At 63.3% G+C, this 14357-nt stretch carries 12 protein-coding genes; 6 read left to right on the top strand and 6 right to left on the bottom strand.

The window, feature by feature from the left end:
* The first annotated feature begins 1 nt into the window (after position 1).
* From AC1RL5_RS08740 to AC1RL5_RS08715, 6 genes are all read left to right on the top strand, one after another.
* Complete coding sequence (locus AC1RL5_RS08740; RefSeq protein WP_019096074.1) at positions 2–3148, top strand: efflux RND transporter permease subunit; 3147 nt, start codon at positions 2–4, stop codon at positions 3146–3148.
* Positions 3145–4605: an AdeC/AdeK/OprM family multidrug efflux complex outer membrane factor gene (adeC, locus tag AC1RL5_RS08735; RefSeq protein ID WP_072451106.1), complete on the top strand. Its 1461-nt coding sequence runs from the start codon at positions 3145–3147 to the stop codon at positions 4603–4605. The genes AC1RL5_RS08740 and adeC overlap by 4 nt, the downstream gene beginning before the upstream one ends.
* 299 nt (positions 4606–4904) lie before the next feature.
* The gene (locus AC1RL5_RS08730; protein ID WP_041116337.1) at positions 4905–6167 is read left to right on the top strand and encodes an OprD family porin; all 1263 of its coding nucleotides are present in this window, start codon (positions 4905–4907) and stop codon (positions 6165–6167) included.
* A gap of 243 nt (positions 6168–6410) precedes the next feature.
* Positions 6411–7601 carry an NAD(P)/FAD-dependent oxidoreductase gene (locus tag AC1RL5_RS08725; RefSeq protein ID WP_041116335.1) on the top strand — a complete coding sequence of 397 codons (1191 nt, stop codon included), beginning with the start codon at positions 6411–6413 and terminating at the stop codon, positions 7599–7601.
* A gap of 25 nt (positions 7602–7626) precedes the next feature.
* Entirely contained in the window at positions 7627–8016 is a 390-nt protein-coding gene (locus tag AC1RL5_RS08720; protein ID WP_041116334.1) for a helical membrane plugin domain-containing protein, read from the top strand.
* Positions 8017–8029: 13 nt separating this feature from the next.
* Positions 8030–8854: a methyltransferase domain-containing protein gene (locus AC1RL5_RS08715; protein ID WP_015634429.1), complete on the top strand. Its 825-nt coding sequence runs from the start codon at positions 8030–8032 to the stop codon at positions 8852–8854.
* A gap of 25 nt (positions 8855–8879) precedes the next feature.
* Here AC1RL5_RS08715 and pcaC read toward each other — a convergent pair whose 3' ends face one another.
* From pcaC to pcaH, 6 genes are all read right to left on the bottom strand, one after another.
* Entirely contained in the window at positions 8880–9272 is a 393-nt protein-coding gene (gene pcaC, locus AC1RL5_RS08710) for a 4-carboxymuconolactone decarboxylase (RefSeq protein ID WP_011059667.1), read from the bottom strand.
* Between the two features lie 22 nt (positions 9273–9294).
* Complete coding sequence (gene pcaD / locus AC1RL5_RS08705; RefSeq protein ID WP_072451109.1) at positions 9295–10083, bottom strand: 3-oxoadipate enol-lactonase; 789 nt, start codon at positions 10081–10083, stop codon at positions 9295–9297.
* An 11-nt stretch (positions 10084–10094) separates the two neighbouring features.
* Positions 10095–11459 (bottom strand): 3-carboxy-cis,cis-muconate cycloisomerase, encoded by a 1365-nt coding sequence (locus AC1RL5_RS08700; RefSeq protein ID WP_011059665.1) that lies wholly within the window; start codon positions 11457–11459, stop codon positions 10095–10097.
* Positions 11460–11507: 48 nt separating this feature from the next.
* Positions 11508–12818, bottom strand: a complete 1311-nt coding sequence (locus AC1RL5_RS08695; protein ID WP_255313395.1) for an MFS family transporter — start codon at positions 12816–12818, stop codon at positions 11508–11510.
* Positions 12819–13064: 246 nt separating this feature from the next.
* Positions 13065–13631 (bottom strand): protocatechuate 3,4-dioxygenase subunit alpha, encoded by a 567-nt coding sequence (pcaG, locus tag AC1RL5_RS08690; protein WP_207239854.1) that lies wholly within the window; start codon positions 13629–13631, stop codon positions 13065–13067.
* Between the two features lies 1 nt (position 13632).
* Positions 13633–14337, bottom strand: coding sequence for a protocatechuate 3,4-dioxygenase subunit beta (pcaH, locus tag AC1RL5_RS08685; RefSeq protein WP_041116326.1), 705 nt, complete (start codon positions 14335–14337; stop codon positions 13633–13635).
* Positions 14338–14357 lie beyond the last annotated feature (20 nt).

Here is a 14357-nt window from a genome sequence, read left to right as displayed (position 1 = left end):
CATGTCGAAATTTTTTATCGACCGTCCGATCTTCGCCTGGGTAATCGCCCTGGTGATCATGTTGGTCGGGGCTCTATCGATCCTCAAATTGCCGATCAACCAGTACCCGAGCATCGCGCCGCCAGCGATCGCCATCTCCGTGACCTACCCAGGCGCTTCCGCACAGACCGTGCAGGACACCGTGGTTCAGGTGATCGAGCAGCAGCTCAACGGTATCGACAACCTGCGTTATGTGTCCTCGGAAAGTAACTCCGACGGCAGCATGACCATCACCGCGACCTTCGAACAGGGCACCAACTCGGACACCGCGCAGGTTCAGGTACAGAACAAGCTCAACCTGGCCACTCCGCTGCTGCCTCAAGAAGTGCAGCAGCAGGGTATCCGCGTGACCAAGGCAGTGAAGAACTTCCTGCTGGTGATCGGCGTGGTTTCCGAGGACGGCAGCATGTCCAAGGACGACCTGTCGAACTACATCGTGTCGAACATGCAGGACCCGATCTCGCGGACCGCGGGCGTCGGTGACTTCCAGGTATTCGGTGCCCAGTACGCGATGCGGATCTGGCTCGACCCGGCCAAGCTGAACAACTACAACCTGACCCCGGTGGACGTGAAGACCGCGGTTGCCGCGCAGAACGTCCAGGTATCGTCCGGCCAGCTCGGCGGCCTGCCTGCCCTGCCCGGCCAGCAACTCAACGCCACCATCATCGGCAAGACCCGCCTGCAGACTGCCGAGCAGTTCAAGGCGATCCTGCTGAAGGTCAACAAGGACGGCTCGCAAGTGCGTCTGGGCGATGTCGCGGACGTCGGCCTGGGTGGCGAGAACTACGCCATCAGCGCCCAGTTCAACGGCAAGCCGGCGTCCGGCCTGGCAGTGAAACTGGCCAACGGCGCCAACGCCCTGGACACCGCCAAGGCCCTGCGCAACACCATCAAGGACCTGGAACCCTTCTTCCCGCAAGGGATGAAGGTGGTGTTCCCGTATGACACCACCCCGGTGGTGACCGAATCCATCAAGGGTGTGGTTGAAACCCTGGTGGAAGCGATCGTCCTGGTGTTCCTGGTGATGTTCCTGTTCCTGCAGAACTTCCGCGCCACGGTGATCACCACCATGACGGTGCCGGTGGTACTGCTGGGTACCTTCGGCATCCTTGCGGCGGCCGGCTTCAGCATCAACACCCTGACCATGTTCGGCATGGTGCTGGCCATCGGCTTGCTGGTGGACGACGCCATCGTCGTGGTGGAGAACGTCGAGCGGGTGATGCACGAGGAAGGGCTGTCGCCCAAGGAGGCGACGAAAAAGTCCATGGGCCAGATCCAGGGAGCCCTGGTGGGTATCGCCCTGGTGCTGTCCGCGGTACTGCTGCCAATGGCCTTCTTCAGCGGCTCCACCGGGGTGATCTACAAGCAGTTCTCGATCACCGTGGTCTCGGCCATGGCCCTGTCGGTGCTGGTTGCCCTGATCTTCACTCCGGCCCTGTGCGCCACCATGCTCAAGGCCGTACCGCAAGGCGAACACGCCACCGAGAAGCGCGGCTTCTTCGGCTGGTTCAACCGCACCTTCGATCGCAGCGTGAAGAGCTACGAACGCGGCGTGGGCAACATGCTGCGCCACAAGATTCCGTACCTGCTGGCCTACGTGCTGATCGTCCTGGGCATGATCTGGCTGTTCACTCGCATCCCGACCGCGTTCCTGCCGGAAGAAGACCAGGGCGTTCTGTTCGCCCAGGTACAGACTCCGGCCGGCTCCAGTGCCGAGCGGACCCAGGTGGTGGTGGACGAAATGCGCGCCTACCTGCTGGACAAGGAAAAGGACACCGTGGCTTCGGTGTTCACCGTGAATGGCTTCAACTTCGCCGGTCGCGGCCAGAGCTCGGGCATGGCATTCATCATGCTCAAGCCGTGGGGCGAGCGTTCCGCGGAAAACAACGTGTTCAACCTGGCAGCCCGCGCCCAGCAGCACTTCTTCAGTTTCCGTGACGCGATGGTGTTCGCCTTCGCCCCTCCAGCGGTACTGGAGCTGGGTAACGCCACCGGTTTCGACGTGTTCCTCCAGGACCGCGCCGGTATCGGCCATGAGAAACTGATGGCTGCACGCAACCAGTTCCTCGGCATGGCAGCCCAGAGCAAGGTGCTGTCCCAGGTACGTCCGAACGGCCTGAACGATGAACCGCAGTACCAGTTGACCATCGACGACGAGCGCGCCAGTGCCCTGGGCGTGACCCTCACCGACATCAACAACACCCTGTCGATTGCCCTGGGCAGTAGCTACGTCAACGACTTCATCGACCGTGGTCGGGTGAAGAAGGTGTACATCCAGGGTCAGGCCGGTGCCCGCATGAGCCCCGAAGACCTGAAGAAGTGGTACGTACGCAACAGCGCCGGAACCATGGTGCCGTTCTCCTCCTTCGCCAAGGGCGAGTGGATCTACGGCTCGCCCAAGCTGGCCCGTTACAACGGCGTGGAAGCCATGGAAGTGCTCGGTGCCCCGGCCCCTGGCTACAGTACCGGTGAAGCCATGGCCGAAGTCGAGGCCATTGCCGCGAAGCTGCCGGCGGGTGTCGGTATCTCCTGGACCGGCCTGTCCTACGAGGAACGTCTGTCGGGCTCCCAGGCACCTGCGCTGTACGCCTTGTCCCTGCTGATGGTGTTCCTGTGTCTGGCGGCGCTGTATGAAAGCTGGTCGATTCCGATCGCAGTGATGCTGGTTGTGCCCCTGGGGATCATCGGTGCACTGATGGCAACCAGCATGCGCGGCCTGTCCAACGACGTGTACTTCCAGGTGGGTCTGTTGGTGACCATTGGTCTGGCGGCGAAAAACGCCATTCTGATCGTCGAGTTCGCCAAGGAACTGCACGAGCAGGGCCGCAGCCTGGTAGACGCCGCGGTGGAAGCCTGCCGGATGCGTCTGCGGCCGATCATCATGACCTCCCTGGCCTTCGTCCTCGGGGTCGTGCCACTGGCCATCTCCACGGGCGCCGGCTCGGGTAGCCAGCATGCGATCGGTACCGGGGTGATCGGCGGTATGCTCACCGCGACTATCCTGGCGATCTTCTGGGTGCCATTGTTCTTTGTCACCGTATCGTCCATGGGCCGCAGGAAAGCGGACCTGTCAGAAACTACTGCAACCCCTAATGAGGCTGGCCAATGAGCAAGTCGCTACTCTCCCTGGCAATCACCGCCATCGCGCTAAGTGGTTGCTCGCTGATCCCGGATTACCAGCGCCCGGAAGCGCCGGTGGCGGCGCAGTTCCCCCAAGGCCCTGCCTACTCGCCAAAGGAGGCCGCCAACGTGGCGGCCGCCGAACAGGGCTGGCGGCAGTTCTTCCATGACCCGGCGCTGCAGCAACTGATCCAGACGTCCCTGGAAAACAACCGCGACCTCAAGGTCGCGGCGCTGAACATCGATGCCTATGCCGCGCAGTACCAGATCCAGCGGGCTGACCTGTTCCCTGCGGTTTCGGCCAACGCCAGCGGCAGCCGCCAGCGCACTCCGGCACGCATGTCGCAGACCGGCGAAGCCGGGATCACCAGCCAGTACTCGGCCACCGTGGGCGTCAGTGCCTATGAACTGGACCTGTTCGGCCGCGTTCGCAGCCTGAGCGAGCAGGCCTTGCAGACCTACTTCTCCAGCGAAGAAGCGCGGCGCAGCACCCAGATCAGCCTGGTGGCCAGCGTGGCCAACGCCTACATGACCTGGCAGGCCGACAAGGAACTGCTGAAGCTGACCCAGGACACCCTCGCCGCCTACGAGGAAAGCTACCGGCTGACCTCGCGCAGCAACGAAGTGGGCGTGGCCTCGGCCCTGGACCTGAGCCAGTCGCGGACTTCGGTGGAAAACGCCCGGGTCCAGCTGGCGCGCTACACCCGCCAGGTGGCCCAGGATGAAAACAGCCTGACCCTGCTGCTGGGCACGGCGATTCCGGCCAACCTGCCGGCGGCCCAACCGCTCTCGGCCGACCTGCTGAGCGACCTGCCAGCCGGCCTGCCGTCGGAACTGCTGCAACGGCGCCCGGACATTCTCGAAGCCGAGTACAAGCTCAAGGCGGCCAATGCCAATATCGGCGCGGCGCGGGCAGCGTTCTTCCCGAGCATCAGCCTGACCGCCAATGCCGGTACCTTGAGCCCGGATCTCTCGGGCCTGTTCAAGGGGGGCTCGGGCACCTGGCTGTTCCAGCCGCAGATCAACCTGCCGATCTTCAACGCCGGCAGCCTGCGCGCCAGCCTGGACTACTCGAAAATCCAGAAAGACATCACCGTCGCGCAGTACGAGAAATCCATCCAGACCGCCTTCCAGGAAGTCTCCGATGGCCTGGCGGCACGCCAGACCTACAACCAGCAGTTGCAGGCCCAGCGTGATTTCGTCAACGCCAACCAGGACTACTATCGTCTGGCCGAGCGCCGCTACCGTATCGGGGTCGACAGCAACCTGACCTTCCTCGATGCCCAGCGGTCGCTGTTCAGCGCCCAGCAGGCACTGATCACCGATCGCCTGTCGCAGCTCACCAGCGAGGTCAACCTGTACAAGGCCCTCGGCGGTGGCTGGAGCGAACAGACAGCGAAGAACGAGCCACTGGCGGAAAAAGCCCCGGCGCTGCACCTGTTCTGAAGCGTCACCTGGCCATATGAAAAACCCACCTGACGGTGGGTTTTTTTATATGTACCAACTGGAACATTTGTGTTCGATTACCGCCCAAAAAGTGTTTCGTCCAATTGATTGGCCCTGATCCGCGACGCACCATTCCCGGCACCTGGACACACCAATAACAACAGGTCCGATGCCATGCCCCCACGCCCTGCCCGCTGCGGCTGATACCTCCGGTTCCACCCTGCTCCCCTGAAACCTGTGCCCAGACCCTTTGCGCGGCACTGGCCGGCTGCACCCCTAACAATTAGAGAGACCGACGAATGAAGCCAAGCACCCCGCCGTCCTACCTTCTGCCCAGCCTCCTGGCCCTGGCGCTGAGCAGCACCGCCCTGCCGGCACTGGCCGCAGAGTCGGGCTTTCTCGAAGATGCCCAGGCCAACCTGACCCTGCGCAACTTCTACTTCAACCGCAACTTCACCAACCCGACCAAGGCCCAGGGCAAGGCCGAGGAATGGACCCAGAGCTTCATCCTCGATGCAAAGTCCGGCTTCACCCAGGGCACCGTCGGTTTCGGCATGGACGTGCTGGGCCTCTACTCGCTGAAACTCGACGGCGGCAAGGGCACCGGCGGCACCCAACTGCTGCCCCTGGATCACGACGGCCGCCCGGCGGACAACTTCGGACGCCTGGGAGTAGCCTTCAAGGCACGACTGTCTCAGACCGAGGTCAAGGTCGGCGAATGGATGCCAGTGCTGCCGATCCTGCGCTCCGACGACGGCCGCTCGCTGCCACAGACCTTTCGCGGCGGCCAGATCACCTCGAAGGAAATTGCCGGCCTGACCCTCTATGGCGGCCAGTTCCGCGCCAACAGCCCGCGTGACGACAGCAGCATGAGTGACATGAGCATGTTCGGCAAAGCGGCCTTCACCTCCGACCGTTTCAACTTCCAGGGCGCCGAATATGCCTTCAACGACAAGCGCACCCAGATCGCCCTGTGGAATGCCCAGCTCAAGGACATCTACAGCCAGCAGTTCGTCAACCTGATCCACAGCCAACCCCTGGGCGACTGGACCCTGGGCGCCAACCTGGGCTTCTTCTATGGCAAGGAAGACGGCAGCGCCCGCGCCGGCGACATGGAGAACCGCACCTGGTCCGGCCTGTTCTCGGCCAAATATGGCGGCAACACCTTCTATGTAGGCCTGCAGAAGCTCACTGGCGACAGCGCCTGGATGCGGGTCAATGGCACCAGCGGCGGCACCCTGGCCAACGACAGCTACAACGCCAGCTACGACAACGCCAAGGAGAAGTCCTGGCAGGTGCGCCATGACTACAATTTCGCCGCGCTGGGCGTTCCCGGCCTGACCCTGATGAACCGCTACATCAGCGGCAGCAACGTACACACCGCCACCGTCAGCGACGGCAAGGAATGGGGCCGGGAAAGCGAAGTGGCCTACACGGTCCAGAGCGGCACACTGAAGAACCTCAACCTGAAGTGGCGCAACTCCACCATGCGCCGGGACTTCAGCAACAACGAGTTCGACGAGAACCGCCTGATCATCAGCTATCCCCTCAGCCTGCTGTAAGCCCCTCCAACACGGGGCCGAGCCAAAAGGCCGGCCCCTGCAGTTGTCGGCCTTGAACCGTGGCGCCCAAGGAGAGGTCCGCTGGTCGGGCTTAGTAAAAAAAATCCAATACACAGATAAAGTAAAGGGGTATTCACTTCAGGCGGGCAGTGCTCGCTTCCAGGAAAGGAAACCTATCGATTCAGTTCCGTTATCCATCGGATGTCGTACGTGAAGCTGGCGTAGCCTTGGAGGGTCTGCGTTATGAGCAAGCACATCGTCATTGTCGGAGGAGGTGTAGGCGGTACCATCCTGGCCAATCAACTGGTCAGCAAGCTCTACCCGGAGATACTCAGGGACGAGGTCAAAATCACCCTGCTGTCCGAATCGCCGGATCATTTCTACAAGCCCGCCTTCATGTATGTGGCGTTCAACCTGTTCTTCCAAGAAGAACTCAAGCGACCCGAACGCTCCCTGCTACGCCCCGAAATAACCTTCCGGGTCGACCCCGTCACCCGCTTCGATTTTGCCGGCCAGAGCCTGCATACTCGCAGCGGCAAACGTCTTGGCTACGATTTCCTGGTGATCGCCACCGGCTGCGTGCCGGCACCGGAACGGATCGAGGGGCTCAAGGAAGCCGGCGACCACTTCTACCAATACCAGCCTGCCCGGCAACTGGCACAGCGCCTGAGCCGGATCGACAAGGGCCGGGTGTTCATCACCGTGTCGTTTCCGCAAACACCCAATGTTCCTCATCAATGCGGCATCGCGCCGGTAGAAACGACCCTGATGCTCGATGACTTCCTGCGGCGGCGCGGAGTACGGGATCGGGTCGAGATCATCTACACCTACCCCAGCACCGCGCAGCTACTGCGCAATTGCCTGTTCCTGCAACGCCCGGTCGGCGAGGTACTGCCGGATATCTTCGAACAGAGGAACATCCGCTTCCAGCGCGGCTTCACCCTGGCCAGGGTCGACCCGGACCGGCGCATCGCCTACTCGGAGGAAGGCGCTGAGCAGCCTTTCGACATTCTCATGGCCACCCCGCCGATTCGGGCCGTGGACGCCGTGCTCGAATCCGGCGCCTCTCAGGCACAGGGCCAGGAGGGCTGGTTGCCGACCCATCACGAAACCCTGCAAGTCTATGGCCTGGAGCGGGTCTATGTGATTGGCGATACCGTCGACCTGCCGATCAGCAAGGCCGGCGGCGCCTGCCACAACCAGGCCCCGGTGATTGCCAACAACATTGCCGGAGAAATCCGCCTGGGCTCTCCCGAGGCGGTTTATGACGGTAGGGTCCAGGCGGTCGCGCAGATGGGCCTCAATGCCGGCATGCCCCTTTGGTACGACTATGCCCACGACGTTCTGCCCACCCCGTCGAGCAAGTTGGGTGGCCTGCTGCGCACCGGATTCAATCGCGGCCTGTACTGGGCCGTAGCCCGCGGAATGCTTTGACCCTGCACAGGGAGGAGACAACGCCATGGACAGCTTTGATCCAAGCATGCCTGGTCCAAGGGCGACCCAGCCTGAAGTCGCCGGCACACCAGGCCTGGAAGCCCTGATGAAAAAGCTCCAGCCGCTGCTGGACAGCGCTCGCCTGGACAACATGGTCGACCTGTTGTCCCTGCTTTGCGACCTGATCGACATGCTCGATCAGGCGATGATCGAAAAACTTGCGCAACAGTTCGAAGAAGCCACCGCTGCCACCTGGATGCTGGGCAATGCACTACGCATGGCCAAGGCCGAAACCTCAGCGCAAGGTACCGCTCCCAGCCTGTACGGGCTGCTCTCGCTGCTGCGTGAGGAGGACACGCGACGTGGTGCAGCCCTGCTCCTCAGAACCCTGAATGTCATTGGACGACAACTTTAAAAAGGATGTTTACATGAGTACCAAGCCTCAGCCGACCACGGCCAGGAACCTCAGCACCCAATGGGATCCCCAGGCCTACCAGCAGTTCGTGCGCCTGCGAGAACGACCGGCGGTCGAGCTACTGGATCATGTCGCCCTGCAGCAACCCCATCACATCTACGACCTGGGTTGCGGAACAGGTATCGCCACTCAACTGCTGGCGCAGCGCTGGCCCTACGCGGAGCTGACAGGCGTGGACAGCTCCTCGGAAATGCTTGCCGAAGCCAGCTGCCTGCCGATCAAGGCGCTGTGGCGCAGGTGCGACCTGCTGCAATGGAAAGCCGAACAGCCTGCAGACCTGTTGTTCGCTGCCGCAGTGCTGCACTTCATGAGTGACCACGAACACCTGCTGCCGCGCCTGTTGAACCAGCTCAACCCCGGCGGCTGCCTGGCGGCGCATATGCCCAATTGGCGCGACGCCCTGTGGTATCAGTTGATACTCGAAAGCCTGGAACAGGCAGGACCGGACGGCAAGCCGCTGGGCACCCCGGAGCTGCGGGCGTTCATGGCCGAGCGCCGGGTACTGTCGCTGGATAGCTACTACCGTTTGCTGGCGCCCCTGACTCGGGAACTGGACATCTGGGAAACCGAACACCTGCAGGTCGTGGAAGGCCAGTCGCCGATCTTCGACTGGGTCAAGGTCTCGGCCTTGCGCCCCGTACTCCTGAGCCTGGACGAGCGGCAACGACAATGCTTCCTCAACCATTACCTGGCACGGGTACATCGCTACTATCCGCCCGAAGGCGATGGCCGGACGCTGTTCCCGTTCAAGCGGGTGTTCATTCTGGCCACCGTCTGAAATCGCGCGGTGCAGCCCCGGCGCCTCAACTGCGGGATTCGATGCCCAGTTCGTCCCACACCGATTCCGCCAGGTGGAAGGTGGCGTTGGCCGCCGGGATTCCGCAGTAGATCGCGCTCTGCATGATCACTTCCTTGATCTCGCTGCGGCTCACCCCATTGTTGGCTGCGGCCCGCAGGTGCAGCTTGAGCTCCTCGTTGCGGTTCATGCCGATCAGCATGGCGATGGTGATCAGGCTGCGGGTGTGTCGCGGCAGGCCCGGGCGGGTCCAGATGTCGCCCCAGGCATGGCGGGTGATCATTTCCTGGAACTCCGAGTTGAACTCGGTCAGGGCATTGAGGCTGCGGTCCACATGGGCATCGCCCAACACCGCGCGGCGAACCTGCATGCCTTCGTCATAACGCTGTTTCTCGTCCACAAAGGGCTCCTTGAATCGACTCTCAGGCCAGCAGAAAATCCACGACCCGGGCGCTGAAAGCGTCGCCGGCCTGGACGTTGGACAAATGCGCAGCATAGAACTCGGCATACTCCGCGCCCGCCACATGCTGCTGGATGAAATGCCCACCGGACGGTGGTGTCACGGCGTCTTCAGTGCCGGCAATCACCAGGGTGGGCACCTTGATCGCCCCCAGCCGTTCACGAAAATCCGCGTCCCGCACCGCCGCGCAGTTGGCCGCATAGCCTTGCGGCGAGGTGGCCGCGAGCATGTCGGTGATCAGCTTGGCCTGGTCAGGGTGAGCTTCGGCAAAGTCGCTGGTGAACCAGCGGGCGATGGAGGCATCGCGCAGCGCCACCATGGCCGCCTGGCCGTCACGTAGCACGGTCTCGATCCGCGGGTTCCATACGGACGGGTCGCCGATCTTCGCCGCGGTGTTGCACACCACCAGCTTGTGCAGACGCTCGCCGGCATTGATCCCCAGCCACTGGCCGATCAGCCCGCCCATGGACAGGCCACAGAAATGCGCACGCTGGATATCCAGCGCATCCAGCAGCGCCACCACGTCGCGGCCCAGTTGCTCGATGCTATAGGGACCTTCGGTGACCAGGGAACGGCCGTGGCCACGGGTGTCCATGCGCAGCACCTGGAAGTGCCGGGTGAAGGCCGCCATCTGCTTGTCCCACATGTGCAGGTCGGTGCCCAGGGAGTTGGACAGCACCAGTACCGGCGCGCCCTCGGGCCCTTCGAGTTGATAGTGCAGTTCGCCCTCGGCGAGTTTCACGAATCCCACAGCAGTCTCCTTCAGGCCTTCAAGGCAAAATGTTCAGCCACGGCGCGCTCGACCCAGGCCTGCGCCTGGCCCAGGTAGTGCGCCGGGTCCAATAGACGATCCAGGTCCGCCGCCGACAGCTCGGCGGTAACCTGGGAATCCTCCCCCAATACCCCACGCAGATGGCGTTTCTCGGCCACTGCGCGCTTGCAGCATTGTTCCAGCAGATGGTGGGCGGTTTCCCGGCCCAGGCGCTGGGCCAGGGCAATGCTCACCGCTTCGGCCAGCACCAGGCCCTGGGTCAAGTCGAGGTTGTGCGCCATGCGCGCGCTGTCGACCTCCAGGCCTTCGGCCACCAGTAATGCTTGTTGCAACGCGCCAGACACCAGGCAGCAGATCTCCGGCAGGGTTTCCCATTCGGCGTGCCACAGGCCCAGGCTGCGCTCGTGCTCCTGGGGCATGGCGGCAAACATCGTCGCCAGCAGGCCGGGAACCCGGGTCGCGGCGCTGATCAGCACCGCCGCGCCCACCGGGTTGCGCTTGTGCGGCATGGTGGACGACCCGCCCTTGCCCGGCGCCGAGGGCTCGAAGACCTCCGCCGCCTCGGTCTGCATCAGCAGGCTGATATCCCGCCCCAGCTTGCCCAGGCTGCCGGCCAACAGGCCCAGCACCGAAGCGAACTCCACCAGGCGGTCGCGCTGGGTGTGCCAGGGCTGCTCCGGCAAGGCCAATTGCAGCTCGTCGGCCAGGGCCTGGGCAATCGGCAAGGCCTGCTCGCCCAAAGCCGCCAGGGTTCCGGAAGCGCCGCCGAACTGCAGCACCAGCAAGCGCGGCTTGAGCTGCTGCAGGCGCTCGCGGCTGCGGGTCAATGCCCCCAGCCAGCCGCCGATCTTCATCCCCAGGGTCACCGGCGTGGCATGTTGCAGCCAGGTGCGGCCGGCCATCGGGGTCGTGGCGTAACGTTGGGCCTGGGCAACAAGGATGTCCCCCAGGCGCTCCAGGTCCTGCTCCAGCAGGAGCATGGCGCGGCGTAGTTGCAGCACCAGCCCACTGTCCATCACGTCCTGGCTGGTGGCCCCCAGGTGCACAAAGCGCTCGGCCTCGCCATCGCTGCGGGCGATCTGCCGGCCCAGGGCCTTGACCAGGGGAATGGCCGAGTTGCCGGCCGTGGCAATCGCCTCGCCCAGCATCTGGAAGTCATACAGCCCGGCATGGCAGGCGGCCTCGATGGGCGCTACTGCACTGGCCGGGATCACCCCGACGCGAGCCTGGGCCCGGGCCAGGGCGGCTTCGAAATCGAGCATGGCCTGGACCCGCCCCTGATCGCAGAACACCCCGCGCATTTCCCGGGCAGTAAAGTAGGCATCGAACAACTGATTGCTCGCAGTCAGGGTCATAAACAGTCCTTGGCAAACCTGCGCCCGAGCCGGGCGCAGGTACACGGGTCAAAGGTCGTGGTGCAGGTAGGCGGCCTGTTTCGGCAGGCGCAGGCTGAACAGGAAGGCAATCGCCATCATCGCGGTGACATACCAGTAAAAGGTGTTTTCCATGCCCATGTTCTTGAAGTTCAGGGCTACCCATTCCGCCGAGCCACCGAAGATCGCATTGGCCACCGCATAAGCCAAGCCCACCCCGAGTGCGCGCACTTGCGGCGGGAACATCTCGGCCTTCACCAGGCCGCTGATGGAGGTGTAGAAACTGACGATGGCCAGGGCCAGGGTGATCAGCACAAAGGCCAGGAACGGGCTGGTGACGGTCTTCAAGGTCAGCAGGATCGGCACTGTGAATAGCGTACCCAGGGCACCGAACCAGAGCATCGAGTTACGCCGGCCGATCTTGTCCGCCAGCATGCCGAACAGCGGCTGCATGCACATGTAGAGAAACAGCGCGCCGGTCATGATGTAGCTGGCGGTCTTGGCGTGCATGCCCGCGGTGTTCACCAGGTACTTCTGCATGTAGGTGGTGAAGGTGTAGAAAATCAGCGAGCCGCCGGCGGTGTAGCCGAGCACGGTGATAAACGCCGCCGAGTGGTTCTTGAACAGCGCAGCGATGCTGCCGGCGTCCTTGTCCTCACGGATTTCCTTGCTGGTGGTTTCCTTCAGCGAACGGCGCAGCAGCAGCGAGATCACCGCGGCGATGGCACCGATCACGAAGGGAATGCGCCAGCCCCAGGCCTTGAGCTCGGCCTCATCGAGAAACTGCTGGAGAATCACCACCACCAGCACCGCCAGCAGTTGCCCGCCGATCAGGGTCACGTACTGGAAGGAGGCAAAGAAGCCGCGCTGGCCCTTGAGCGCCACCTCACTCATGTAGGTGGCGGTGGTGCCGTACTCGCCGCCCACCGACAGGCCCTGGAACAGGCGCGCCACCAGCAGCAGGAACGGCGCCCAGGCACCGATGCTGGCGTAGGTCGGCAAGAAGGCGATCACCAGGGAGCCGGCGCACATCATCAGCACCGAGATCATCATCGAGTTCTTGCGCCCATGACGGTCGGCGACCCGGCCGAACAGCCAGCCGCCGATGGGCCGCATCAGAAAGCCGGCGGCGAACACCCCGGCGGTGTTGAGCAACTGCACCGTCGGATCGTCGGAGGGAAAGAAGGCCGGGGCGAAATAGATGGCGCAAAAGGCATAGACATAGAAGTCGAACCATTCCACCAGGTTGCCGGAGGAGGCGCCGACAATGGCAAAGATCCTTTTGCTGCGTTCCTCTCCGGTGTAGTGACTTGTCGTTGTTGTCATGGTTTTTTCACTCATGGGGGACAGTGTGAGTCTAGACACACTTGGCAACATTCCCGTTCCCTGCGGATAGCGCCCTGCCCTCTCCCGGGCAGAGGTCAATCGACCCTATCAACCTGTAGCGACTGTAGCCGCTGCCAAGCCACGGCGAGGCTGCGAAAAGGCCCGGTGGGCCTTGCTTGACGGTCTCAAGCCGAACCCCTGCCGGTCTCAAGCCCGCCGCGCCTGCTACGCAACCCGCGGCAGTGGCCACACAAGGCCGGGTCAGTAGTCGAAGAACACGGTTTCGGCGTCAGTACCCTGGAGAATCACGTTCCACTGGTAGTGACCGTCAGCATCGGCCTTGGCCAGCAAGGTGCCTCGGCGCTCCTCGGGCACGCAGGCCAGCAGCGGATCGCTGACGTTGGCCGGCTCCCCCTCGAAGTAGATGCGGGTCAGCAGGTGCTTGACCAGGCCACGGGCGAACACCAGTACCACCAGATGCGGGGCCTGGGTCGTGCCTTTCAGGCCCGGCACCGTGCCCGGCTTGATGGTGGTGAAGCGAAAGCGCCCTTCGGCGTCCACCGGCACCCGGCCAAACCCCTGGAAGTTCGGGTCCAGGGGTTTGTCCTGATCGTCTTCGGGGTGGCGGTACTTGCCGGCGGCGTTGGCTTGCCAGACTTCCAGCATCGCGTCGTTGACGAAGTTGCCGTTGCCGTCCACCACCTGGCCGGTGACCGCCACCCGCTCGCCCAGGGTGCCTTCCTCGGTCAGGTCTTCGCGGTTCAGCCAGGTCAGGCCGATGTGGTAGTAGGGGCCGACGGTGTGGGATGTAGTCGCGGTCAGGGTCACGTTATTTCTCCATCGGCGTGGCGTCGCGGCCGCGCAGGACAATGTCCCAACGGTAACCGAGGGCGTAGGAAGGAATGGTTTTCTCCAGGTCGAAGCTGGCGATCAGGCGTTCCTTGGCGCGGGTGTCCGGCACGCAGTTGTAGATCGGGTCATAAGCCAGCAGCGGGTCGCCAGGGAAATACATCTGGGTCACCAGGCGGGTAAGAATGCTCGGCCCGAACAGCGAAAAATGGATATGCGCCGGGCGCCAGGCATTGTGGTGGTTGCCCCAGGGGTAGGCCCCAGGCTTGATGGTCTGGAACTGGTACCAGCCGTCGGCGTCGGTAACGGTGCGCCCAGTGCCGGTGAAGTTCGGGTCCAGGGGCGCATCGTGCAGGTCGCGGTCGTGGTTGTAGCGACCGGCCGCGTTGGCCTGCCAGATCTCCACCAGGATGCCCGGCACCGGCAGGCCGTTCTCGTCCAGAACCCGGCCGTGGATGATGATGCGCTCGCCCTGGGGCTGCCCTTCGTGCTGGGCCGTCAGGTCGTTGTCCCGCTCCTGGATCGATTCGGCGCCGATGCTCGGGCCGGTGATCTCCGACAGCGAGTGGGGAATGAACACCAGCGGCTTGGACGGCGAGCGGGTGTTGGTCGACTGGTAGGCCGGGTGCAGGTAATCAGGCTGAGTGCCCGCTTGCGGGCGCCGGTAACCGGGCTTGTCACTCATGGTGGTTCCTCGTTCTCTTC

This window comes from Pseudomonas sp. GW822-FHT06D10, assembly GCF_058799535.1.
This window is presented reverse-complemented; position numbering and strand designations above follow the sequence as displayed.

What these genes read in the sequence shown, in the direction of transcription:
- AC1RL5_RS08700 (WP_011059665.1), bottom strand. Translation starts at nt 11,459, where the DNA reads ATGACCCTGACTGCGAGCAATCAGTTGTTCGATGCCTACTTTACTGCC.
- adeC (WP_072451106.1), top strand. Translation starts at nt 3,145, where the DNA reads ATGAGCAAGTCGCTACTCTCCCTGGCAATCACCGCCATCGCGCTAAGT.
- AC1RL5_RS08715 (WP_015634429.1), top strand. Translation starts at nt 8,030, where the DNA reads ATGAGTACCAAGCCTCAGCCGACCACGGCCAGGAACCTCAGCACCCAA.
- AC1RL5_RS08730 (WP_041116337.1), top strand. Translation starts at nt 4,905, where the DNA reads ATGAAGCCAAGCACCCCGCCGTCCTACCTTCTGCCCAGCCTCCTGGCC.
- AC1RL5_RS08720 (WP_041116334.1), top strand. Translation starts at nt 7,627, where the DNA reads ATGGACAGCTTTGATCCAAGCATGCCTGGTCCAAGGGCGACCCAGCCT.
- AC1RL5_RS08695 (WP_255313395.1), bottom strand. Translation starts at nt 12,818, where the DNA reads ATGAGTGAAAAAACCATGACAACAACGACAAGTCACTACACCGGAGAG.
- pcaH (WP_041116326.1), bottom strand. Translation starts at nt 14,337, where the DNA reads ATGAGTGACAAGCCCGGTTACCGGCGCCCGCAAGCGGGCACTCAGCCT.
- AC1RL5_RS08725 (WP_041116335.1), top strand. Translation starts at nt 6,411, where the DNA reads ATGAGCAAGCACATCGTCATTGTCGGAGGAGGTGTAGGCGGTACCATC.
- AC1RL5_RS08740 (WP_019096074.1), top strand. Translation starts at nt 2, where the DNA reads ATGTCGAAATTTTTTATCGACCGTCCGATCTTCGCCTGGGTAATCGCC.